The organism is Ideonella sp., from assembly GCF_041914305.1.
Lineage (GTDB): Bacteria > Pseudomonadota > Gammaproteobacteria > Burkholderiales > Burkholderiaceae_C > Ideonella.
The window spans coordinates 34,549-55,435 of the sequence record NZ_JAYSDQ010000021.1; the positions used below are offsets into that span (position 1 = coordinate 34,549).

General features: G+C 70.8%; 21 protein-coding genes. 8 read left to right on the forward strand and 13 right to left on the reverse strand.

All coding sequences use genetic code 11. From position 1 onward, the window contains the following. Nucleotides 1-6 precede the first annotated feature (6 nt). The gene (locus ACE3SG_RS23640; RefSeq protein ID WP_374568687.1) at nucleotides 7-531 is read left to right on the forward strand and encodes a CinA family protein; all 525 of its coding nucleotides are present in this window, start codon (nucleotides 7-9) and stop codon (nucleotides 529-531) included. Here the strand turns inward: ACE3SG_RS23640 and ACE3SG_RS23645 are convergent. Continuing rightward, nucleotides 477-2,705 (reverse strand): putative bifunctional diguanylate cyclase/phosphodiesterase, encoded by a 2,229-nt coding sequence (locus tag ACE3SG_RS23645; protein WP_374568688.1) that lies wholly within the window; start codon nucleotides 2,703-2,705, stop codon nucleotides 477-479. The genes ACE3SG_RS23640 and ACE3SG_RS23645 overlap by 55 nt on opposite strands. A gap of 77 nt (nucleotides 2,706-2,782) precedes the next feature. On the opposite strand from ACE3SG_RS23645, the gene ACE3SG_RS23650 reads away from it, so the two are divergent. Then, entirely contained in the window at nucleotides 2,783-3,733 is a 951-nt protein-coding gene (locus ACE3SG_RS23650; RefSeq protein ID WP_374568689.1) for a 2-hydroxyacid dehydrogenase, read from the forward strand. A 138-nt stretch (nucleotides 3,734-3,871) separates the two neighbouring features. Here ACE3SG_RS23650 and holA read toward each other — a convergent pair whose 3' ends face one another. From holA to ACE3SG_RS23685, 7 genes are all read right to left on the reverse strand, one after another. After that, nucleotides 3,872-4,981 (reverse strand): DNA polymerase III subunit delta, encoded by a 1,110-nt coding sequence (gene holA, locus ACE3SG_RS23655; protein ID WP_374568690.1) that lies wholly within the window; start codon nucleotides 4,979-4,981, stop codon nucleotides 3,872-3,874. Between the two features lie 19 nt (nucleotides 4,982-5,000). Beyond that, nucleotides 5,001-5,525, reverse strand: coding sequence for an LPS assembly lipoprotein LptE (lptE, locus tag ACE3SG_RS23660; RefSeq protein WP_374568691.1), 525 nt, complete (start codon nucleotides 5,523-5,525; stop codon nucleotides 5,001-5,003). Nucleotides 5,526-5,528: 3 nt separating this feature from the next. Beyond that, nucleotides 5,529-8,165 carry a leucine--tRNA ligase gene (gene leuS / locus ACE3SG_RS23665; protein ID WP_374568692.1) on the reverse strand — a complete coding sequence of 879 codons (2,637 nt, stop codon included), beginning with the start codon at nucleotides 8,163-8,165 and terminating at the stop codon, nucleotides 5,529-5,531. Between the two features lie 113 nt (nucleotides 8,166-8,278). Then, entirely contained in the window at nucleotides 8,279-8,713 is a 435-nt protein-coding gene (locus ACE3SG_RS23670; RefSeq protein ID WP_374568693.1) for an ExbD/TolR family protein, read from the reverse strand. 13 nt (nucleotides 8,714-8,726) lie between these two features. Further along, on the reverse strand, nucleotides 8,727-9,374 hold the full coding sequence (locus tag ACE3SG_RS23675; RefSeq protein WP_374568694.1) for a MotA/TolQ/ExbB proton channel family protein: 648 nt from the start codon (nucleotides 9,372-9,374) through the stop codon (nucleotides 8,727-8,729). Continuing rightward, complete coding sequence (dapB, locus tag ACE3SG_RS23680; protein ID WP_374568695.1) at nucleotides 9,374-10,180, reverse strand: 4-hydroxy-tetrahydrodipicolinate reductase; 807 nt, start codon at nucleotides 10,178-10,180, stop codon at nucleotides 9,374-9,376. The genes ACE3SG_RS23675 and dapB overlap by 1 nt, the downstream gene beginning before the upstream one ends. After that, nucleotides 10,180-10,725 (reverse strand): outer membrane protein assembly factor BamE, encoded by a 546-nt coding sequence (locus ACE3SG_RS23685; protein ID WP_374568696.1) that lies wholly within the window; start codon nucleotides 10,723-10,725, stop codon nucleotides 10,180-10,182. The genes dapB and ACE3SG_RS23685 overlap by 1 nt, the downstream gene beginning before the upstream one ends. Nucleotides 10,726-10,872: 147 nt before the next feature. On the opposite strand from ACE3SG_RS23685, the gene fur reads away from it, so the two are divergent. After that, nucleotides 10,873-11,364 carry a ferric iron uptake transcriptional regulator gene (fur, locus tag ACE3SG_RS23690; protein ID WP_374568697.1) on the forward strand — a complete coding sequence of 164 codons (492 nt, stop codon included), beginning with the start codon at nucleotides 10,873-10,875 and terminating at the stop codon, nucleotides 11,362-11,364. Here fur and hprK read toward each other — a convergent pair. The 3 genes from hprK to hpf form a co-directional block, all read right to left on the reverse strand. After that, nucleotides 11,318-12,274 (reverse strand): HPr(Ser) kinase/phosphatase, encoded by a 957-nt coding sequence (hprK, locus tag ACE3SG_RS23695; protein WP_329721492.1) that lies wholly within the window; start codon nucleotides 12,272-12,274, stop codon nucleotides 11,318-11,320. The two genes, fur and hprK, sit on opposite strands and share 47 nt — an antisense overlap. Nucleotides 12,275-12,374: 100 nt before the next feature. Next, nucleotides 12,375-12,845 (reverse strand): PTS sugar transporter subunit IIA, encoded by a 471-nt coding sequence (locus tag ACE3SG_RS23700; RefSeq protein WP_374568698.1) that lies wholly within the window; start codon nucleotides 12,843-12,845, stop codon nucleotides 12,375-12,377. Nucleotides 12,846-13,203: 358 nt separating this feature from the next. Beyond that, complete coding sequence (gene hpf / locus ACE3SG_RS23705; RefSeq protein ID WP_374568699.1) at nucleotides 13,204-13,545, reverse strand: ribosome hibernation-promoting factor, HPF/YfiA family; 342 nt, start codon at nucleotides 13,543-13,545, stop codon at nucleotides 13,204-13,206. A gap of 380 nt (nucleotides 13,546-13,925) precedes the next feature. On the opposite strand from hpf, the gene corA reads away from it, so the two are divergent. From corA to ACE3SG_RS23720, 3 genes are all read left to right on the forward strand, one after another. Further along, nucleotides 13,926-14,900, forward strand: coding sequence for a magnesium/cobalt transporter CorA (corA, locus tag ACE3SG_RS23710; RefSeq protein WP_374568700.1), 975 nt, complete (start codon nucleotides 13,926-13,928; stop codon nucleotides 14,898-14,900). A gap of 296 nt (nucleotides 14,901-15,196) precedes the next feature. After that, on the forward strand, nucleotides 15,197-15,658 hold the full coding sequence (locus tag ACE3SG_RS23715) for a hypothetical protein (RefSeq protein WP_374568701.1): 462 nt from the start codon (nucleotides 15,197-15,199) through the stop codon (nucleotides 15,656-15,658). Nucleotides 15,659-15,806: 148 nt separating this feature from the next. Beyond that, complete coding sequence (locus ACE3SG_RS23720; protein WP_374568702.1) at nucleotides 15,807-16,646, forward strand: hypothetical protein; 840 nt, start codon at nucleotides 15,807-15,809, stop codon at nucleotides 16,644-16,646. 10 nt (nucleotides 16,647-16,656) lie between these two features. Here ACE3SG_RS23720 and ACE3SG_RS23725 read toward each other — a convergent pair whose 3' ends face one another. Continuing rightward, on the reverse strand, nucleotides 16,657-17,526 hold the full coding sequence (locus tag ACE3SG_RS23725; protein ID WP_374568703.1) for an RnfABCDGE type electron transport complex subunit D: 870 nt from the start codon (nucleotides 17,524-17,526) through the stop codon (nucleotides 16,657-16,659). Continuing rightward, on the reverse strand, nucleotides 17,523-18,869 hold the full coding sequence (locus ACE3SG_RS23730) for a DUF2330 domain-containing protein (RefSeq protein ID WP_374568704.1): 1,347 nt from the start codon (nucleotides 18,867-18,869) through the stop codon (nucleotides 17,523-17,525). Before ACE3SG_RS23730 ends, ACE3SG_RS23725 begins: the two co-directional genes overlap by 4 nt. Before the next feature lie 160 nt (nucleotides 18,870-19,029). On the opposite strand from ACE3SG_RS23730, the gene ACE3SG_RS23735 reads away from it, so the two are divergent. Both ACE3SG_RS23735 and ACE3SG_RS23740 read left to right on the forward strand, forming a co-directional pair. Beyond that, nucleotides 19,030-19,695 carry a sigma-70 family RNA polymerase sigma factor gene (locus tag ACE3SG_RS23735; protein ID WP_374568705.1) on the forward strand — a complete coding sequence of 222 codons (666 nt, stop codon included), beginning with the start codon at nucleotides 19,030-19,032 and terminating at the stop codon, nucleotides 19,693-19,695. Continuing rightward, nucleotides 19,692-20,879, forward strand: a complete 1,188-nt coding sequence (locus ACE3SG_RS23740) for a hypothetical protein (protein WP_374568706.1) — start codon at nucleotides 19,692-19,694, stop codon at nucleotides 20,877-20,879. Before ACE3SG_RS23735 ends, ACE3SG_RS23740 begins: the two co-directional genes overlap by 4 nt. The last annotated feature ends 8 nt before the right edge of the window (nucleotides 20,880-20,887 follow it).

Here is a 20,887-nt window from a genome sequence, read left to right on the forward strand (position 1 = left end):
CACGCGATGGCCCTGCTGCTCCATGACGATGACCTGGCCCAGCGTGTCGAGGCCCTGGCCGATGCGCTGCGCGCCCGTGGCCTGCGCATCACCACGGCCGAGAGCTGCACCGGCGGCCTGATCGCCGCGTTGTGCACCAGCCTGGCCGGCTCCAGCGACTGGTTCGAGCGGGGCTTCGTGACCTACAGCAACGCGGCCAAGACCGAGGCGCTGGGGGTCGATGCGGCACTGATCGCCGAGCACGGCGCAGTCAGCGAAGCTGTGGCGTTAGCCATGGCCCGCGGCGCGCTGGCCCACAGCGCCGCCGACCTGGCGCTGGCGGTCACCGGCATCGCCGGCCCGGGCGGTGCGACGCCGGGCAAACCGGTCGGCCTGGTCTGGCTGGGCTGGGCCTGGCGCGACGGCACCGAGCTCAAGGCCGATGCCGAGCACCAGGTCTGGCCGGGTGACCGCACGGCGGTGCGCTCGGCCACCGTTCAGTGGGGCCTGGATCGGCTGCTCGCGTTGGCTGCCGGCCGCAGCACGCGCTGATCGAAGGTGCTCGGCGCCAGCACCGTGGCCGCCACCGGGCGGCCGGGGCTGGTGTGGGCCGCCCATTGCGGCTCGTTGCTGGCCGGGCCGGGCCGGGCGAAGAAAAAGCCCTGCTGCCAGTGGCAACCCGCCCGGGTCAGCGCGTCGCGCTGCGCTTCGGTCTCGACGCCCGAGGCCGCGACGCCGACGCCGAGGCTGCGCGCCAGCTGCACGATCGCATGCACCGTGGCGCACGCCTCCAGGTCTTCGGGCAGGCGGCTGACGAGCGCTGAGTCGATCTTGATCCGGGCTGGGTGCAACTGGCCCAGGCGCGACAACGACAGCATCGACGAGCCCACGTCTTCGAGCACCAGTGACACGCCCAGCGCGCGCAGCTCTTCGACCCGGGCCTGGGTGAACTCGGGGTCGCTCATCACCGAGTGGCTCGACAGCTCGAGTTCGAGCTCGCCGGCGCCCAGGTGGTGCTCTTGCAGCGCCCGCGCCAGCAGGCGCGGCAGCTGCTCGTGGCGAAACTCGCCGGCACTCAGGTTGACGGCCATGTGGCCGGCCTGCACGCCGGCCGCCTTCCATTGCGCCAGCTGCTCGCAGGCGCTGCGCAAGGCCAGCTGCTCGAGCGCGTGGATCTGGCCGCATTCTTCGGCGCGGTGGAAGAAGCGGGCCGGTGGCAGCAGCCCCTGGCTCGGGTGCTGCCAGCGCAGCAAGGCCTCGGCGCCGACCGCGCGGCCGGTGTGGGTGTCGATCACCGGCTGGTAGTGCAGCAGCAGTTCGTGGCGCGTCAGCGCCATCGCCAGCTCGGCGTCGCTGCCGGGTTTGGGGGTGTCCGGGCGCTGCACTTCACGGAACAGCACGTAGCGGCCGCGGCCCGCGGCCTTGGCGCGGTACATCGCCTGGTCGGCGTGGCGCAGCAGCTCGTCGAAACCGCCGCCGTCGGCCGGGAACAGCGCCACGCCCACGCTGGCCGACACCTGCATCTGCACCGCCGCCTTGCCCGCCAGCGGCACCGGGCCCTCGATCGCGTGGATCACGCGCAGCGCGGTGTGGGCAATGGCCTCGGGGCCTTTCACGTCAGGCAGCAGCGCGAGGAACTCGTCGCCCGACAGCCGGCCGATGATGTCCGAGCCGCGCATCACCTGGCGCAGGCGCTGGCCCAGGGTGCGCAGCAGCTCGTCGCCGGCCGGGTGGCCCAGCGTGTCGTTGATGTGCTTGAAGCGGTCGAGGTCGATGAACATCAGCGCCATCGTCTGCTGCGAGCGCTTGGCCACCGCCAGCGCATGGTCGAACAGCTCGCGGAACAGGCGCCGGTTGGGCAGGCCGGTCAGCTGGTCGACCATCGCCAGGCGGCGCAACTCGGCGTTGCTGCTTTCCAGCTCGGCCAGCAGGCTGTCGAGCCGGTCGTGGGCCAGGTTCAGGTGCTGGCCCAGCACGCCCAGCTCGTCCTGGCGCAGCCAGTCGACGCGCGGCGCGGCGCGCGCGTCGGGCTGGGCCATCGCGCCGGCCTGGCGCTTGAGCCGGTCGATCGGGCGCAGCAGCCGCCAGTTCAGCACCCACAGCAGCACCAGCGCGCCCAGCACCACCTGCGCCGCCACCAGCCGCATCAGCGCGCCCTGGCGGTCGCTCAGCAGTTGGTCGCGCACGCGGGTGTCGAAGCCCATCCGCAGCGTGCCGAGCAACTGGCCGCCGGCGATGATGGGCTGTTCGCTCCAGGTGACCCCGGCCTTGCCGGCGCAGCTGCCGGCGGGCGCGGCGCCGGCGCCGTCGGTGCTGCGCAGCTCGACCCCGCAGACCAGAGGGTCTCGCAAGGCGGCGGCCTGCAGCACCGCGAGCTCGGCCAACTGGCCGCGGTGCCACGGCTCGGCCACCGCGATGGCGGTCAGGCTCAGCAGGTGTTCACGGCGGCGGTCGATCAGTGGGTCGATCTGGACGCGGGCGGTGCGTGCGTCGGCCCACAGCATGCCCAGGCCGGGCAGCACCACGCCGGCGAGGATGGCCGCCAGCACCGTCATGCGGATCGACATGTGCGGCCAGTGCCAGCGCCGCGCGCTGCTGCGGCCGCGTGGCGGCTGGGCCGAGGGCCGGGGCGGGTCGAGCCAGGTGGGCGTGGCGCCCACGTGCGCGTGCGCAGCGCGGGGCGAGCCCGCTGCCGGGTCGGCAGCCGCTGTGGTGGTCGCTGGCATGCGCATGCTCCCTGATGATCCACCGGCGCGCACGCACGCCGGTGCCTTGGAATTGTGAACCGGTTAGGCTTGCCGTGATGAGTATTTATCTGTGTGGCGAGCTCGACGCGGCCGAGACCGAAGCCTGGCTGCGGGCGCTGCGCGCGGCCCTGCCCGAAGAGCGGATCGAGGCGGTGCTGACGGCGTTGGAGCCGTCGGCGGTCGATGTGGCGCTGGTGGCCAACCCTGCGCCGGGGCGGCTGAAGACCTTGCCGTCGTTGCGGCTGATCCAGTCGCTGTGGGCCGGCGTCGACCGGTTGCTGGCCGACGCGACGCTGCCGGCCGACGTGCCGCTGGCGCGCATGGTCGACGGCTCAATGGCCGACGCGATGGCCGAGACGGCGTTGTGGGCGGTCTTGTCGCTGCACCGCGGCTACTTCGACTACGCGCAGCTGCAGCGCGAGCGGCGTTGGGTGGTGCTGCCGCAGCGCTGCGCCGGCGAGCTGCAGGTGGCCGTGCTGGGCCTGGGTCAGCTGGGGCGGGCGGTGGCCGAGCGGCTGGCGGCGCAGGGGTACGCGGTGCACGGCTGGCGGCAGGGTGGGCGCGCCGGGGCACCGCCCTCACCGCACGGTGTGGTGGTGCACGAAGGCGGCGCTGCACTGCGGCCCTTGCTCGCCGTCAGCGACATCGTCGTCAACCTGCTGCCGTTGACCGACGGCACCCGCGGCTTCTTCGACGCGGCCCGGCTGGCGTCGATGAAGCCCGGCGCGGCGCTGGTGAACCTGGCGCGCGGCGCCCACGTCGTCGAGGCGGACCTGCTCGCGGCGCTGGACAGCGGCCAACTCTCGCGGGCGGTGCTCGATGTGTTCCAGCGCGAACCGCTGGACGTGGCGCACCCGTTCTGGGCCCACCCGCATGTCACGGTGCTGCCGCATGCGGCAGCCTTGACCGACCCGCGCAGCGCGGCGCAGGTGGTGGCGGCCAATGTGGGCGCGCTGCGTGCCGGCCGGCCGCTGGCGCATTTGGTGGACCGGGCGCGAGGGTATTGAGGCCCCCACGCCCCCTTCCGGGGCCTGCCCCCCAGGGGGGCTCGCGCAGCGGCCCGGCAAAGCCGGATCCGCGCACGCCACTTGGGGTGGGCGGCGCTGCGCGCGCCCAGGGGAGCGGAGAGGTTGCGCTGTTAGCGCCTACCGCGTCGGCTGCAGGGCCAGCGGCGCAGTGGCGGCGCGGCCGCGTCGGCCCGCGTTGCGCGCCCCGGCCACCAGGTCCAGCGTCATCAGCATCAGCCGGCGCAGGCCCTCCCAGGCGTCGTCGGGCCAGCCGGGGTGGCGCAGGCCTTTGACCAGGCCGTCGCAGGTGCTGGCGGCCTCGACCAGCGCGGCCAGCGCTGCGGCGTCGATGCCGGGCAGCACGGCTTCGAAGGCGCGCTCCTTGTCGCCCCAGACGCGGGCTTCGCGCAGCGCCATCGGCAGCGGCTTGCCGCCGGCCATCGCATCATGGGTGCGCTTCAGGGCGCGCACGTCCTCGGCCAACGTCCAGTGCACCAGCACCGCGGCTTCGCCTTCGGCCTTCAGCCCGTCGAGCATGCGCAGCGCGCGTGCCGCGTGGCCGGCCAGCACCGACGCACCGAGCTGGAAGACATCGAAGCGCGCGACGTCCAGCACCGCCGACTCGATCTGCTCGAAGCTCAGCTCACCCTCGGGGTGCAGCAGCGCGAGCTTCTGCAGCTCCTGGTGCGCCGCCAGCAGGTTGCCTTCGACGCGGTCGGCGAAGAAGGCCAGCGCCTGCTGCCCCGCCTCGCCCGCCGCAACACGCTGGCCCTGCTTGGCCAGGCGCTGGGCAATCCAGTTCGGCAGCGCGTTGCGCTCGACCGGGTCGACGCGCACGGTGACGCCGGCGCGGTCCAGCGCCAGGAACCAGGCGCCTTGCTGCTGCTGGCGGTCCAGCCGCGGCAGGTGCACGATCGTCAGCACGTCTTCCGACAACTGGTCGCAATAGGCCTGCAGCGCGGCCGAGCCGTCCTTGCCCGGCTTGCCGCTGGGGATGCGGATCTCGATGATCTTCTTGTCGGCGAACAGGCCCATCGACTGCGACGCGCCGAGCACGCCGCTCCAGTCGAAATGCGCCCCGCTGACGGTGAAGACCTGGCGCTCGCTGAAACCGGCGGCGCGCGCGGCGGCGCGCAAGGCGTCGGCCGCCTCTTGCGCCAGCAGCGGCTCGTCGCCGTGGATGGTGTAGATGGTCTTCAGGCCGCCGCGGGTCAACGCGGTGGCCAGTTGGTCGGCGCGAACCTGCATCGTGTGTCGCGGCCGCTGTTCAGCTGGCCGGCTGGGCGGCGGCCTGGCCGACCGAGCGGCCGGTGGCCGCGAGCATCTGCAGCAGCTGCTGCGCCAGGTCCATGCGCATCTCGCGCACCAGGCCGGCTTCCTCGGTCTGCTTGGCCAGCGCGGTGCTTTCGCTGTAGCTCATGTCGCGCGTCAGCTCGAGCTGCGTCTCGGGCAGCTGCGGGCTGCCATCGGGCCGGTCGAGCCTAAAGCGCAGTGTCACGCGCAGGCGGAACTCACGCACCTGGCCGGCGGCGGTGGAGGCCGCGACCGTCTTGTCGAAACGGTCTTCGATCGCCAGCAGCACCACGTCGGCATCCTTGGGCAACGCGACCACGGTGACGCTGCGCGGCAGCGACTGGCGCAGCGCCTCGGCCATCGGCGAGTTGGGCTTGAAGCCGCTGATCGCCAGCTTCGAGAACGGCAACTCGGCCGGCCGGCGCAGCGCAAAACCGCAGCCGGCCAGCGCCAGGCTGCCGAGCGCGGTGACCACCAGCGTGCGCCGGGCGATCGCCATGCGTCAGACCACCACGTTGACCAGGCGGCCGGGCACGATCACGACCTTCTTCGGCGCCTTGCCCTCGGCGAACTTGGCGAACTCGGGGTTGGCCAGCGCGGTGGCTTCGATCGCCGCCTTGTCGGCCGCGGCCGGCACCTTGATCGAGCCACGCAGCTTGCCGTTGACCTGCAGCATCAGCTCGATCTCGTCTTGCACCAGCGCGGCCTCGTCGACCGTGGGCCAGGGCGCATCGAGCAGGTCGCCCATCGCCGCGGCGTAGCCCAGCTCGGTCCACAGCGCGTGGGTGACGTGGGGGCAGGCGGGGTACAGCACGCGCAGCAGGACCGACAGGCCTTCGTGCACCAAGGCCGGCTCGGCCTGGCCGTCACGCGTGGCGTCTTCCAGCGTGTTGAGCAGCTTCATCGCGCCCGAGATCACCGTGTTGTACTGCAGCCGTTCGAAGTCGTGGCTGACCTGCTTGAGCACCAGGTGAATCTCGCGCCGGGCGGCGCGCGCGGCCTCGCTCGTGCTCGCGCCGGCACCGGCACGCACGTTGTCGCGCTGCTTGTGCGCGAAGCCCCACAGGCGGCGCAGGTAGCGGTGCGCGCCTTCGACGCCGGCGTCGGACCAGGCGGCGCTGTCTTGCGGCGGGCCGGCGAACATCGTGAACATGCGCGCGGTGTCGGCGCCGTAGCGGCCGATGATGTCGCGCGGTTCGACCACGTTGTTCTTCGACTTCGACATCTTCTCGATGCCGCCCAGCACGACCGGCTGGCCGTCTTCGCGCGCGGTGGCGCCGACCGGGCGGCCCTTGTCGTCGTGCTGGACCTCGACCTCGTTCGGGTAGAACCAGCGCTTCTTGCCCGAAGGGTCTTCGCGGTAGAAGCACTCGTTGAGCAGCATGCCCTGGGTGAACAGGCGCGTGAACGGCTCGTCGAAGCTGACCAGCCCCATGTCACGCATGACCTTGGTCCAGAAGCGGGCGTACAGCAGGTGCAGCACGGCGTGCTCGATGCCGCCGATGTACTGGTCCATCGGCATCCAGTACTTGGTGCCGTCGCCGACCATCGCCGCGTCGTTGCGCGGGTCGCAGTAGCGCATGTAGTACCAGGCGCTGTCGACGAAGGTGTCCATCGTGTCGGTCTCGCGCCGCGCCGGCTTGCCGCAGCAGGGGCAAGCGACCTTCAGGAACGACTCGCACTTGTTCAGCGGGTTGCCGCTGCCGTCCGGGATCAGGTCTTCCGGCAGCACGACCGGCAGGTCTTTCTCCGGCACCGGCACGGTGCCGCAGGTGTCGCAGTGGATGATCGGGATCGGCGTGCCCCAGTAGCGCTGGCGGCTGACGCCCCAGTCGCGCAGGCGCCAGGTGGTCTTCTTCTCGCCCAGCCCCTTGGCGGCCAGCAGCTCGGCCACCTTGTCCACGGCCGGCTTGTAGGCCAGGCCATCGAGCACGCCCGAGTCGACGCAGCGGCCGCGTTGCTTGTCGCCGTACCACTCGGCCCAGGCGGTGGTCGAATAGGTTTCACCCTCGACGGCCACGACCTGCTTGATCGGCAGGCGGTACTTGAGCGCGAACGCGAAGTCGCGCTCGTCGTGCGCCGGCACGCCCATCACGGCGCCGTCGCCGTAGCCCATCAACACGTAGTTGCCGACCCAGACCTCGACCTGCGCGCCGGTCAGCGGGTGCGTCACGAACAGCCCGGTCGGGCGGCCTTCTTTTTCCTTCAGCGCCAGCTCGGCTTCGGTGGTGCCGCCCTTCTTGCATTCCTCGATGAACGCGGCCAGCTCGGCGTTGCCGCGCGCGGCATGCTCGGCCAGCGGGTGCTCGGGCGCCACGGCGCAGAAGGTGACGCCCATGATGGTGTCGGCACGGGTCGTGAAGACGTACATCCGGCCCTCGCCGATCGGCGCGCCGTCGGCGCCGCGGATGTCGTGCGTGAACGCGAAGCGCACGCCCTCGCTCTTGCCGATCCAGTGCTCTTGCATCAGGCGCACGCGCTCGGGCCAGCCGGCCAGGTAGTTCGGCGCGGCGGGGTCGGCGACGTTGGCCAGCAACTCGTCGGCGTACTGCGTGATGGCCAGGTAGTAGCCGGGGATCTCGCGCTTCTCGACCAGCGCGCCCGAGCGCCAGCCACGCCCGTCGACGACCTGCTCGTTGGCCAGCACGGTCTGGTCCACCGGGTCCCAGTTGACGACCTGGGTCTTGCGGTAGGCGATGCCCTTTTCGAGCATCTTCAGGAACATCCACTGGTTCCACTTGTAGTAGCTGGCGTCGCAGGTGGCGACCTCGCGGCTCCAGTCGAAGCCCAGGCCCAGCGGCTGCATCTGCGACTTCATGTCGGCGATGTTCTCGCGCGTCCACTGGGCCGGCGCGACCTTCTTGTCGATCGCCGCGTTCTCGGCCGGCAGGCCGAAGGCGTCCCAGCCCATCGGCATCAGCACGTTGCACCCCTTCATGCGCAGCTGCCGCGCCATCATGTCGTTGATGGTGTAGTTACGCACATGGCCCATGTGCAGCTTGCCCGAGGGGTAGGGCAGCATCGAGCAGGCGTAGAACTTGGGCTTGCTCGCGTCTTCGGTGACGCGGTAGGCGTCGCGCGAATTCCAGTGGGCCTGGGCGGCGCTCTCGACCTCGGCGGGGACGTATTTCTCGTTCATCCCCGGATTGTAAGGATGGGGCCCCCTACGTCCCTACGGGCCGGTCCCCCCAAGGGTGAGCGCTCGCCTTGGGGCGGCCCGGCGGCGAACACCTGCCGCGCCGGCGAAGTGGGCTACTTCGGCGCGCTGGCCGCCGACCCGCCGGCGGTGATGAAGCCGATGCGCGACAGCCCCGCCTGCTGCAGCAGGCCGATCAGCTCGGCCACGCGGCCGTAGGGCACGCTCTGGTCGGCGCGCAGCTGCACCTCGGTGGCCGGGTCGCGGCCGGCGGCGCGTTCGGCCTGCTCGCGCAGCTGGTCCAGCGTCACCGACTGCTCGGCAACGAAGAGCTGGCCCTGGGCGTCGATCGCCAGCGAGAGGAACTTCGGCGCCTCGCTGGCGCGGCCGCCCTCGGTCTTGGGCAGGTCCAGGCGCAGGCTGCTGCTCATCAGCGGCGCGGTGATGATGAAGATCACCAGCAGCACCAGCATCACGTCGATCAGCGGCGTCATGTTGATGTCGCTCATCGGGCTGGGTGCCCGGGCACGTTCGAGGCGGCCGAATGCCATGGCGCGCGCCCGGTCAGTCGTTGTGGAGCGCGATTTCGCGCAGGTCGTGCGCGAAGCCTTCGAGCTCGGCCTCGCAGGCGCCCAGCCACGTGCCGAACACGTTGTAGGCCAACACCGCGGGGATCGCCACCGCCAGGCCGGCGGCGGTCATCACCAGCGCCTCGCCGACCGGGCCGGCGACCTTCTCGATCGTGATGCCGCCCGAGGTCGCGATGCCCAGCAGCGCGTGGTAGATGCCCCAGACGGTGCCGAACAGGCCGACGAAGGGCGCGGTGGCGCCGACCGAGGCCAGGAAGACCTGGCCCATCTGCAGGTGCGCCAGGCCGGCGTGCAGCGCGTCGCGCAGGCGCCGCGTCAGCTGCGATTCGATCGCGCCGTGGGTCTGCAGCGTGCCGGTGCCGGGCTGCGTGAAGGCCGCCTCGGCCATCGGCGCGATCACGCCTTCGCGGTCGAGCGCCGCCAGACGCTCGCGGGCGGCCTGGCGGTCGGGCGCGTTCCAGAAGGCGTCGATGCCGCGCCGCAGGTCGACCCGCGCGCGGTGCAGCACCCAGGTCTTCCAGAAGATCAGCACCCAGGCGCCGACCGACATCGCCAGCAGCATCAGAGCGACCGCGCGGCCGATCACATCGCTTTGGAACCAGAAGCCTTGCAGACCTTCCATCAGCGAGCCCCCAACCCGAGCACGTCGGCCATCGTGTACAGGCCGGGCTTGCGGCCGGCAAGAAAGCGCGCCGCGCGCAGGCTGCCCTGGGCGAACACCGCGCGGCTGGTGGCCTTGTGGCTGATCTCGACGCGCTCGCCGGTGCCGGCGAACAGCACGGTGTGGTCGCCGATGATGTCGCCGCCGCGCACGGTGGCAAAGCCGATCGTCGACGGGTCGCGCTCGCCGGTCACGCCTTCGCGGCCGTAGACCGCGCAGGCCTTCAGGTCGCGGCCGAGCGCGCGGGCGACCGACGCGCCCATCGCCAGCGCGGTGCCGCTGGGCGCGTCGACCTTGTGGCGGTGGTGGGCCTCGACGATCTCGATGTCGAAGCCTTCGTTCAGCGCGCGCGCGGCGATGTCCAGCAGCCCCAGCACCACATTGACGCCGACGCTCATGTTGGGCGCCAGCACGACGCCGATGTCTTGCGCCGCCTCGGCGATCTGGGCCTTCTGGGCTTCGCTGAACCCGGTGGTGCCGATCACCACCGCGATGCCGCGTGCACGGCAGGCGGCCAGGTGGGCCAGCGTGCCCTCGGGGCGGGTGAAGTCGATCAGCACCTGCGTGTCGGCCAGGCCGATCGCGAGGTCGTCGGTCACATTGACACCACTCGCGTGGCCCAGCCAGGCGGTGGCGTCTTGCCCGATGCCCGGGTTGCCGGCATGCGCCAGGGCGCCGGCCAGCGTGCAATCGGGCGCCTGGTGAACGGCCTCGACCAGCATGCGGCCCATGCGGCCGCTGGCGCCGGCGATCGCGACCCGGATCATCAGTTCTCCAGCGGCGGGTAGCTGCGGATCGCGCCTTGCGGCTCGGCGGCCGCCGCCGCCGTCTCGACCTTCGGCGGCAGCGGCAGGGCCTTGCGCTCTTCGTCGGTCAGTTCGAGCTTCGGCGTGTCGCCGCGGCTCGGGCGGCTGATCGACGCGACGAACTCCAGCTCGCTGGGCAGGTCCGGCGCCTGGACCGACTTGACGGCGTCGCCATCGAACAGCACGACAACCGAGCGCTGCTGCGGCTCGGTGCCGGGGCGGCGGATCACGAAGACATAGTCCCAGCGCTGGGCGTGGAACGGGTCGGCCAGCAGCGGCGAGCCGAGCACGTCTTTCACACGGCCGCGCTGCGTGCCGGGTTTGATCGCGGCGATCTGCTCGCGCGTGACCACGTTGCCCTGCACCACCTCGACCCGGTAGGGCGTGATGACGCTGGTGATGCCGTCGCTCATCGTGCGGGTGATGAGCGTGCAGCCCGAGAGCGCGGCCAAGCCCAGCAGCGCAGCGCTGACAGGGACGATGCGGGAAAGGCGAAACAAGGGCATGGGAGGTATGCGCAAAGGCAAGCGGGCCGGGGGCGCCAGCAGCCGCCGTGACGGTGACTGCGCAAGGCCCCGGCGGGAGCCGGGCTGGCTATGATGCAACGATTCTAGCGGCCTGCCCCGGCCGCAACGGACCGCGAGAGCCAGACCATGCCCACCCATGTCGACGAACTGAAAAGCAGCGGCTTGAAGGCCACCCTGCCCCGATTGCGCATCCTCGAGATCTTCCAGAAATCGACCGTGCGCCACATGACCGCCGAAGACGTGTTCAAGGCCTTGCTGGGCGAAGGCTCGGACATCGGGCTGGCCACCGTCTACCGGGTGCTGATGCAGTTCGAGCAGGCCGGCATCCTGGCGCGCAGCCATTTCGAATCGGGCAAGTCGGTGTTCGAGCTGAACGAAGGCCAGCACCACGATCACCTGGTGTGCCTGACCTGCGGCCGGGTCGAGGAGTTCTTCGACCCCGAGATCGAGGCGCGGCAGCGCTCGGTGGCGCAGGCGCGCGGATTCGAGCTGCACGACCACACACTGGCGCTGTACGCCGTCTGCACCAAGACCGATTGCGAGCACCGCCCGGCCGGCGGCGGGGGCCTGCTCAGGGCTCCCGGAGCGCATCCATTGCCGCCTGGTGGCGGCCAATGAACTCCTGGTAGGTGTCGATCCCGCGCAGCTGCAGGATGGTGTTGCGCACGGCGGCCTCGACCAGCACCGCCAGGTTGCGGCCGGCGTCCACCGCGATCACGACCTTGCGCACCGGGATCTCGAGGATCTCTTCGTACAGCGGCTCGTAGGGCAGGCGCTCGAACTCGCGCTCCATCGTCTCTTTGCGCACCAGGTGCACGATGAGCTTCAGGCGCATCTTGCGCCGCACGGCGGTCTCGCCAAAGATCGCCTTGATATCGAGCAGGCCGATGCCGCGCACCTCGAGCAGGTTCATCAGCAGGTCGGGGCAGCGGCCCTCGAGCGTGCTCTGCGAGACGCGGAACAGGTCGACCGCGTCGTCGGCCACCAGGCCATGGCCGCGCGAGATGAGCTCCAGCCCGAGTTCGCTCTTGCCCAGGCCCGATTCGCCGGTCAGCAGCACGCCCAGGCCGAGGATGTCCATGAACACGCCGTGGCGCGTGGTGCGCTCGGCGAACAGCTGGCTCAGGTACGAGCGCACCACGTCGATCACGTGGCCGGCCGAGGCCGAGGTGATGAACAGCGGGATCTCGGCGCGGTCGCACATGGCCACCAGCCGGTCCGGCGCGCGCTGGTCGTCGGCGACGATGATCACCGGCGGCTCGAGCGTGACGATGCGCTGGATGCGGCGCTCGAGCACCTCGGCCGGCGCATCGGCCAGGTAGGCCACCTCGCGCCGCCCGACCAGCTGCACGCGGTAAGGGTGGATGTAGTTCAGGTAGCCGACCAGGTCGGCAGCCGAGCGGGCGTCGCGCACGGCCGCTTCGTCGAAGCGGCGCTCGGGGTGCGCGTGGCCGGCAATCCATTCCCAGCGCAGCGAAGGCTGGTGTTCCTCGAACAGCGCCTCGGCGCTGATGGAAATGGGCTTCACCTGGCGCCGACCTCATCAAGGGCCTTGCGCGGATCCGGCTTGGCCGGTCCGCTGCAAGCACCCCGTTGGGGGGCAGCGAGCGCCAGTGAGCGTGGGGGCCTCATGCCACCGACTTGAGCGGTTCCCAGTCGGCGATCAGCCGGTGCACGGTGGCGGCATCGGGCGCGGTCTTGAGCTTGTCGCGCAGTTCGCGGTCCGACAGCAGCTCGGCGATTTCGGACAGGATTTCGAGGTGGCGCTGGGTCGCCGCTTCGGGCACCAGCAGGAAGATCAGCAGGCTGACCGCTTCGTCGTCCGGGGCGTCGAAAGGGATCGGGTTCTGCACCCGCAGCACCGACGCCAGCGGGTTCTTCAGCCCCTTGACCCGGCCGTGCGGGACGGCGACGCCGTGGCCCAACCCGGTCGAGCCCAGTCGCTCACGGGCGAACAGGTTGTCGGTGACGGTGGCACGGGCGATGGCGTGCTGGTTTTCGAACAGCAGGCCCGCGTGCTCAAAGGCGCGCTTCTTGCTGGTGGCTTCCACACCCACCAGCACGTTGTCCACGGGCAGGATGGCGGCAAGGCGGTTCATGAACGGCTCTTTCGACAACAACGATCAATGGGCGTCTGTGTCTTTCGGCCGGTGATCCCTCCGGCTTTAAGGGTGCGGATTATAGAAATCGGTTGCATCCCACACGACGTCAACGTCAGCCCTTCAACCGGGGTTGACCCGACGATGCTGCGTTGCAGCAACACAGTCTAGCGAGTCACCGCTTCGGTGGGCGATTTTCTTTGTCAACAAATAGCAAGGCGACCACGAGGGTCGCCTGGGTGTGAAGGATGCGGCGGTGGCCAGGGGCTGCCGCCGAGGGGCTCGGGAGGCAACGACGGCCGCTCCCGAGTTCCTTGACCCCTCGGAGGCGGGCTCGGCCAGCCGAACCCTGGGGCGCTCAGGTCGCGCTGGCGTCCTGGCGCTTGACCGATTCATGGTGATGGTCTTGCAGCCGGTCCTTGTGGCGGCAGACCTGGCGGTCGAGCTTGTCCATCAGTTGATCGATCGCCGCGTACAGGTCTTCGTTCGATTGCTCGACGAAGATGTCGCGGCCCTTCACATGCAAGGTCACTTCGGCCTTCTGCCTGCGCTCCTTTTCCTTCAGCTTTTCAACCGTCAGCAGCACGTTCACATCCACCACCTGATCGAAATGGCGCGTGATGCGCTCCAGCTTGGTGAGCACGTACTCTCTGAGAGCAGGTGTCACTTCCAGGTGGTGTCCGCTGATCGTCAAGTTCATCGAGGCCTCCTTGCAAGGGAAAGGGTTACCCACCGCACCGGCTTAGGCCAAGCCGGTTTCATGACGCCGAGATGACGCCACCGGTCCGACCCAGTGTGCCCCCGGGACCCCGCTTTGACAAGAAAAAGCGACCGTTCCCACCCCGGTTAGACTGTGTCGTTTCGTGCAGAAACGCCGCCTCGTGACGGAGCGATAATCTGCTGTTTCCTCACCTCCTGAAACGCCACCGTGGACAGTTCCCACCCTCGGTGACCGCCTGCTCCAGCCGCCACCGCGCCTAACGGTGGTCGTCGCCAGGGTGGGCGGTTGAACCGAACAACCCCATCCGAGTGACTTCGCGGTGCCGCCCCCAGCTGTCGGCCCGCCCCGCTGGAGCCCACATGCTCAACGTCTTCACGCTGGACAAAGGCCGCCTGTCAGGCCGGCTGCTGCAAGAAGAAATCGATTCCGCGGCCGAGCTGGCCGAGGTGCAGCCCGTCTGGGTCGACCTGGAGGCGCCCACCGCCGAAGAAATCGGCTGGATCGCCGGGCGTTTCGGCCTGCGCATCCCCGACAACATCGTCGACGACGACCTCGAAGAGTCGGCCCGCTTCTATGAAGAAGACAACGGCGAGCTGCACATCCGCTCCGACTTCCTGATCGATGACGACGTCACGCCGCGCAACGTGCGCGTGGCCTTCATCCTCTACAACAACGTGCTGTTCTCGGTCCATGCCGAAGACCTGCCGGTGTTTCGCCTGCTGCGCCTGCGCGCGCGCCGCATCCCGGCCTTGATCGAAGACGCAAAAGATGTGCTGCTCAAGCTCTACGACGCCGACGCCGAGTACTCGGCCGATGCGCTCGAAGGCATCTACGACAGCCTCGAGGCGGTCAGCGCGCGGGTGCTGAAGCAGGACGTGGACGACCGCGCCGCCGGCGAGGCACTGGCCGCGATCGCGAAAGAAGAAGACTTGAATGGCCGCATCCGCCGCAACGTGATGGACACGCGCCGCGCGGTCAGCTTCATGATGCGCAGCCGCATGCTCAACGCCGAGCAGTTCGAGGAGTCGCGCCAGATCCTGCGCGACATCGACTCGCTCGACTCGCACACCGCGTTCCTGTTCGACAAGATCAACTTCCTGATGGACGCCACCGTCGGCTTCATCAACATCAACCAGAACAAGATCATCAAGATCTTCTCGGTCGCCTCGGTCGCGCTGCTGCCACCGACGCTGATCGCCAGCGTCTACGGCATGAACTTCCAATACATGCCCGAGCTGCAGTGGAGCCACGGCTACTACTTCGCCATCGGCCTGATGGTGGCCTCCGTCGCCGCGCCTTTGCTGTACTTCCGCCGCAAAGGCTGGATGCGGTAGCCCACTCGCGGCGCTCCGCAGGAGCCGCCGCACTCCAAGTGGCGTGCGCGGATCCGGCTTGGCCGGTCCGCCGCGCGAGCCCCCTTGGGGGGCCGAGGTCGGACATGAACAGTCCTGAGGACTGTTCGTGCCTACCGAGGGGCCGAGCTTCTGGCTCGGCGCGGCCTGCAAGGTAGCGCCCTGGAAGGGCCGTGGGGGCCCCAATCCGCCATAAAGTCACCGGCGTCGCGTCTGGTTGCATTTGGGGCGGGTTCACCCGGCTCAATGCTGCGCTGCACTCGAACGAAGACCGGGGCATGAACACGCTCCTCGCTGCCGGTCTCTTTGCCGCATGCGCGGCTGCCAGCTCTCCGGCGCTGGCCCAGTTCAACCAGGTGCCGATCCCGCTCGCGCTCAGCGCTGGTGCGGTGTCCGAGGCACAGACCGACCAGGAGTACCGACGGGACGCGGCCCGACGGGTGTATGAGTCGTTCCCCGCCCACATCCACCGCGGCAAGCTGCCGCCGCTGATGTACGCGATCGCGATCACCGAGACCGATGTCGATGCGAGCGGCCGGGTCACCGACGTGCGCTTGACGCGCGAGCCGGCGGCGGCGAAAGAGGTCGGCCCGTGGGTCGTTGCGCTGCTGCGCAAGATCGGCCAGTTCCCGGCGCCCACCCGCATGGCGAAGGCGACCTACAAGGAAATCTGGCTGGTCGACAAGACCGGCAAGTTCCAGGTCGACACGCTCACCGAAGGCCAGCGCAGCGGGCTCTGAGGCCGCGTGGGCCACGCGCCCGCGCGAGCGCCGAGAACCCTGTCGGCCAAGGTGGCCACTGGCGCGTTGGTTGAACTCACCGGGCGACCTGCTGACCTTGACCCTGCGCCGCAGGGGCCGGACGCGCCCGCGGTGAGGGATGGGGACCATGCAGCAACGCCGTCGATCCAGCGCGATCGCCGTGATGGTGGCTTTGGCCGGTGGGATGGGCCTGGCCAGTGCCGTGTGCGCCGAACCCGATGAGCGCACGGTGAGCCTGGCCGCGCATGAATCCGCGCGCGGCTCGGGCGACGCGGTGTTGAGCGTGGACGAGGTGAGCGACAGCCGGTGCCGAACGGCCGAGCGCTGTTCTGCCTCGGAGGCGGTGTCGCGCGACGCTGCGGTGCAGTTGACGCTGCGCGCCGCCGATGGCCGGCGCTACGCCGCCACGCTGGCGATCGGTGCGGGTCGCGACCAACCCAGCCCGTCGGCGCCCGCGTTCGCGCGGATGGGCGATCAGCTGGTGGCGTTGGTCGACATCGCGCCGGCCGGCCGCGAGCTGCCCGCCGATGGGCCGGGGCGGGTGCAGCGGGCCACGCTGCGCCTGACGCCGGCAGACCGCGTGCTGGTGCAACAAGGTGCGACAACTGTGTTGCCGCGCGCGGGCTTCGATCTGCGGGTGGTCTCGATCGACGACCAGCGCTGCCCCAACGGCGTCGCCTGCATCACGGCGGGCCATGTGCAGGTCGACGTCGAGCTGAGCGCCAAGGGCGCGCCGGCCGAGCGCATGGTGTTCGGCGCGCCGACGGCGCCGCGGCGCGCGCAGACATGGCGCGGCCACGAGGTGGTGTTGTGCGGCGTGTCGCCGCGCCAGACAGGGCCGGCGGCCGCTGGCTCCACGCCGCCGCTGCAGGTCGACTTCTTCGTCAGCCGGGTGCCCGCCGTGCGACGTGGGGCCCCGGCGGCGCAGGCGCTGGCCGAGCCCGCCTGCGCACCGATCGTGCGCTGACCCGAGCCTGTCACCAGCGGTAGGTCACGGCCTGCCGCGCCCGCGCCGCGCGCTGGTTCAACCATGGCACCGCGAAGCTCGCGACGAACAGCGCCACGATCGGCCCGTTCGGCTTGAACAGGCCGTACTGCCAGGCGAACGCGCCGAGGGCCACCAGCGCGGCAAAGACGACGCGCTGCACCGCCACGCGCGGCGTGGTCATCGGGTCGCTGATCATGAAGAACGCGAACAGCAGCAGCGCGCCGTTGTCGATCTGGTGCCAGATCGACCAGGGGTTGACACCCAGGTACAGCGCCCGCGCGCTGACCAGGCCGGCATAGGTCAGCAGAAAGACCCAGCTCGCATCGGCGCGCCGCGCCTTCGATGAGACCACCGCGCCGAGCAGCATCACGCCCAGCGCCGCGGTCGCGCTGTGGCCCCATTGCCCGGGCGACAGCCAGGCGCCCGGCAGCCCATAGGCCGCGACGATGGCGCCGAGGTTGGCCGGGTTGAAGCGGTGTGCGCTGCCGGTGCCGGGCTGGCCCGGCACGAACGCGTAACGCCAGACGAACTTCGACGAGATCGCGAGCACCGCCAGCAGCGGGTGCACCCACAGGTTGTCGGCCCGCACCAGCAGCGACAGGCCGAACCCGGTGACCAGCGCCGACAGCAGGCCGCGCTGTTGCAGGCCGGTGGCGCGCAGCCAGGCCGACTGCGTGGCGACCACGGTCGCAAACGTCAGCGCCACCTGCAGCGGCTGCAGCGCAAAGTCGCACAGCAGCGCGCCCACCAGCAGCAGGCTGCCCTGGAACAGCAGCTGGAACAGCCGCGCATCCATGCCACGCAAGGCGGCCCAGGCGCGCGGCAGGCCGCCCGGCGCGGTCGGGATCGCGGTGCTCATTGCCACAGCTTGCTCCACCAGCCGCGGGCGGTGTTGTCGGTGCCGACCGCCGGTTCGAGCCCGGCCAGCTTGCGGCTGTCGGCCAGCGACCAGCCGGTCAGCTCGTTGAGCGACAGCGCCTCTCGCTCGCGCCGCTCGCGCACCTGGCCGCGGTAGGGCTCGGCCTCGGGGCAGTTCATCACGCCCTCGTAGGGGTGGCGCAGCACGTAGCGGGTCTGGAAGTTCTGCTGATCCGAGGTCTCTAGAAAGGCCAGGTCTTCGGGGAAGGTGTCGCGGCTGTAGCGCAGGTGCAGGCGGGTCAGCATCACCGGGGTGCCGGCGGCGCGCCCCGGCTCGTCGAGCCAGAAGACACCGGCGCCGCGCAGCTCGGCCGGCGTCAGCGGCTCGGCCGCGCAGGGGTCGCACCAGCCCATGTTCCAGAAATGCTCGGTGAAGACGGCGCGGCCGCCTTCAAGCGCCCACTGCTTGTCGAACAAGGCCTTGTAGAAGCGGCCGAACTCGCCGCGGATGCCGACCGGCAGGTCCATGTTGGCCGGCAGCTTCACGGTGCGGTAGTTGCTCGCCTCGACCCGGCCCTTCTTCGTCAGCATGTAGACGACCAGGTCTTGCGGGCCCTGCGCATTCAGCATGCCCAGGCGCAGCGGCAGCATGAAGCGCCGGCTCTCGAACGCGAACTGCAGCGGCCGCAGCCTGGTCGAGCCGGTCTTGGCCTGCTCCTTCAGGTTGACCTTGGCGACGAAGAACTTCAGGCCCTGGCGGATGTACGGCGCCAACGCCTTCGACGCGTTGCGCGGCAGCTTGTAGCCGTTGCCGACGAGCCAGGTTTCGAGGCCATCGCTTTCGGTGGCCGACAGGATCACGATGTCGTACTCGCCGACGCTGAACTGCTCCTCGACCTTGACGCCCAAGGCGTCGGCCGACTTCGCGCGTGCCGGGGCTGGGGCGGTGGCCGGCATGATGGAGGCGGCCTTCATCTCGTACAGCCGCCGCTCGCAGGGGCTGTCGTCGTGGTACTCGGCCAGGCGCGGCGCCGACCAGCCGTCGACGCGGGCAAAGATCGCCGGGTCGCCAATGTGCACCTGGTCGCGCTTGAGCACGGTGGGCACCGGCACCACCAGCGCGAACTCGTTCAGCGGGCCCTGGTAGTCGTTGGCCATCGAGATCACGGTGCGGTCGCCGTCGCGGGCCATGATCACCTGGCTGGCCTGGTTGAACAGGCCGGCGTCGGCCTTGCCGACATAGAAGCCGCAGAAGGCCTGCGCGGCGGGTGTGGCCATCAGGCAGGCCAGGGCGGTGGCCGCGGCCCAACGCTGGGTGAGGCGGGTCGATCGGGCGAGTGGCATCAGGGTCTCCTTGAGGTGGGTTCCCTGCTTGATACGGCCGGGCTGTCGGCGCGGGGTTGGCCGACCCCCCGGGTGAAAACACCCACGGCCGGTTTGACCCCGAACGGCCGGCTGCCGCGTATCAGCCTGAATGAGCTGTGTGGCAGACTGGCCGGCGCCCGTGAAACCCACCGACGCCCGCCTCAACATCACCGACGACGCCCAAGACGATGCCCTGGTGCGCGCCTTTGCCGCCGGCGACGCGCGGGCCTTCGACGCGCTGTACGCGCGCCACGAGCAGGCGCTGTACCGCTTCGTGCGCCGCCTGCTGGGGCGCGATCTCGCCTCGCAGGCCGACGAAGTCTTTCAAGACACCTGGCTGCGCATGATCCAGGCCGCGCCGCAGTGGTCGCCGCAGGGCGCGCGGTTTCGCACCTGGCTGTTCACGATCGCCCACCACCGCGCGATCGACATGCTGCGCCGCGGCGGCCGCGAGCAGGCCTGGGGCATCGATGCAGACACCGGCGAGGCCGGCGACGCGCCCTTCGCGCCCGCCGGCGAACCCTGGCTCGACTGGCCCGCGCCGAGCGCGGTGGCGCCCGAAGAGCTGGCGTTCTGGCAGCGCGCCGGCCAGCGGCTGCTGAGCTGCCTCGAAGAGTTGCCGCTGCCGCAGAAGGCCGCGTTCTTGCTGCACCATGAAGACGACCTGAGCGTGGCCGAACTGGCCGGTGCATTGGGCATCGGTTTCGAGACCGCGAAAAGCCGCCTGCGCTACGGCCTGTCGAAGCTGCGCACCTGCATGGGCGCCTACCTGCCGGCGGCCGACCTGAAAGGGGGTGGGGCATGAGCACGCTGCCGCCGGACCACGACGACGAACTGCGCCCCGACGCGCGCCTGCGCTCGGCGCTGCAGCACGCGCCCGACGAGGCGAGCCGGCCGCCCGCCGCGCTGCGCAACGCGGTGCTGCAGGCGGCGCGGGCCGCGTTGCCGCCGCGGCCGTCGTGGTGGCAGCGCCTGCTTGGCCTCGCACCAGGCCAGGCCGGCGGGCCGCGCCTGTGGGCGGCGGCGGCCGGCGTCGGCGCGTTCGGCCTGGCGCTGAACCTGGCCTGGCACCTGTCGACGGCGCCGACATCGCCCGAGTTCGAGCAGGTGGCCGCGGTGTCCGAAGCCAAGCGGGCCGCACCGCTGCGTGAAGAGGTGGCCGCCGCGCCGCCGCCGCAGCAGCAGCAGGCGCCGTCGGCAGAACCGCCGGCCGTCGTGATGATGGCGCCAGCGCCGGCCAGGCGCGATGCGGCGCCGGTAGCCAAGGCCCGTGCCCCCGCCCGGGCACCAGCCACAGCACCAGCGCCCGTCATCGTGGCCACGGCCTCGCCGCCGCCGCCCGCGCCGGCCGTCACCGCACCACCCGCCCCTGCGCTGGAAGCCGAAGCCAAAGCGTTGGCCAAGGAAGAGCGCGCGAACACCGGCGTGCTGGCCGATGCCGCGCCGCGTGATGCGCGCGCCCGCAGCGGCCTGGCGCAACAGGCCACGGCGCCCGCGATGGCACCGGCGGCGGCACCGGCCGGTGTGGCCGCGGCGCCAGCGCCGGCCGATGTCGCCACCGGCCGCTTGAGCCGCCAGCCCGCGCCCCTGGCGGCGACCCAACCGGCGGCTCCAATGGCGAATGAATCGCCGACCAGCGCCGCACCGGCCGACAAGTCGGCGGCCCCCGGCACCTGGCCGCCGCCGTTGGCGCGCTTTTCGAGCGCGTTGAACGACGCGGCCGAGTGGCCACCGGGCTGGCAGGTGCAAGGCCCGGCCGAGATGGCCACGCCACGCCGCGCGTGGTGGCAGGCGATGCTGGCCGGCACCGCCGGGCGCTGGCAAGCCTGGCCGCAGGCCCTGCCGCCGTCGGTCGACGCGGCGCCGGCCTGGCGCGTGCATGGGCCGGACGGCGCGGGCTTCACGCTCACGCTGGCCGAGGGCCACGCCTGGCTGCAGGCCGGCGGGCAGGTCTGGCGTGCGCCTTGGACGGTGGCGCCGCCGCGCTGAGCCGCGCG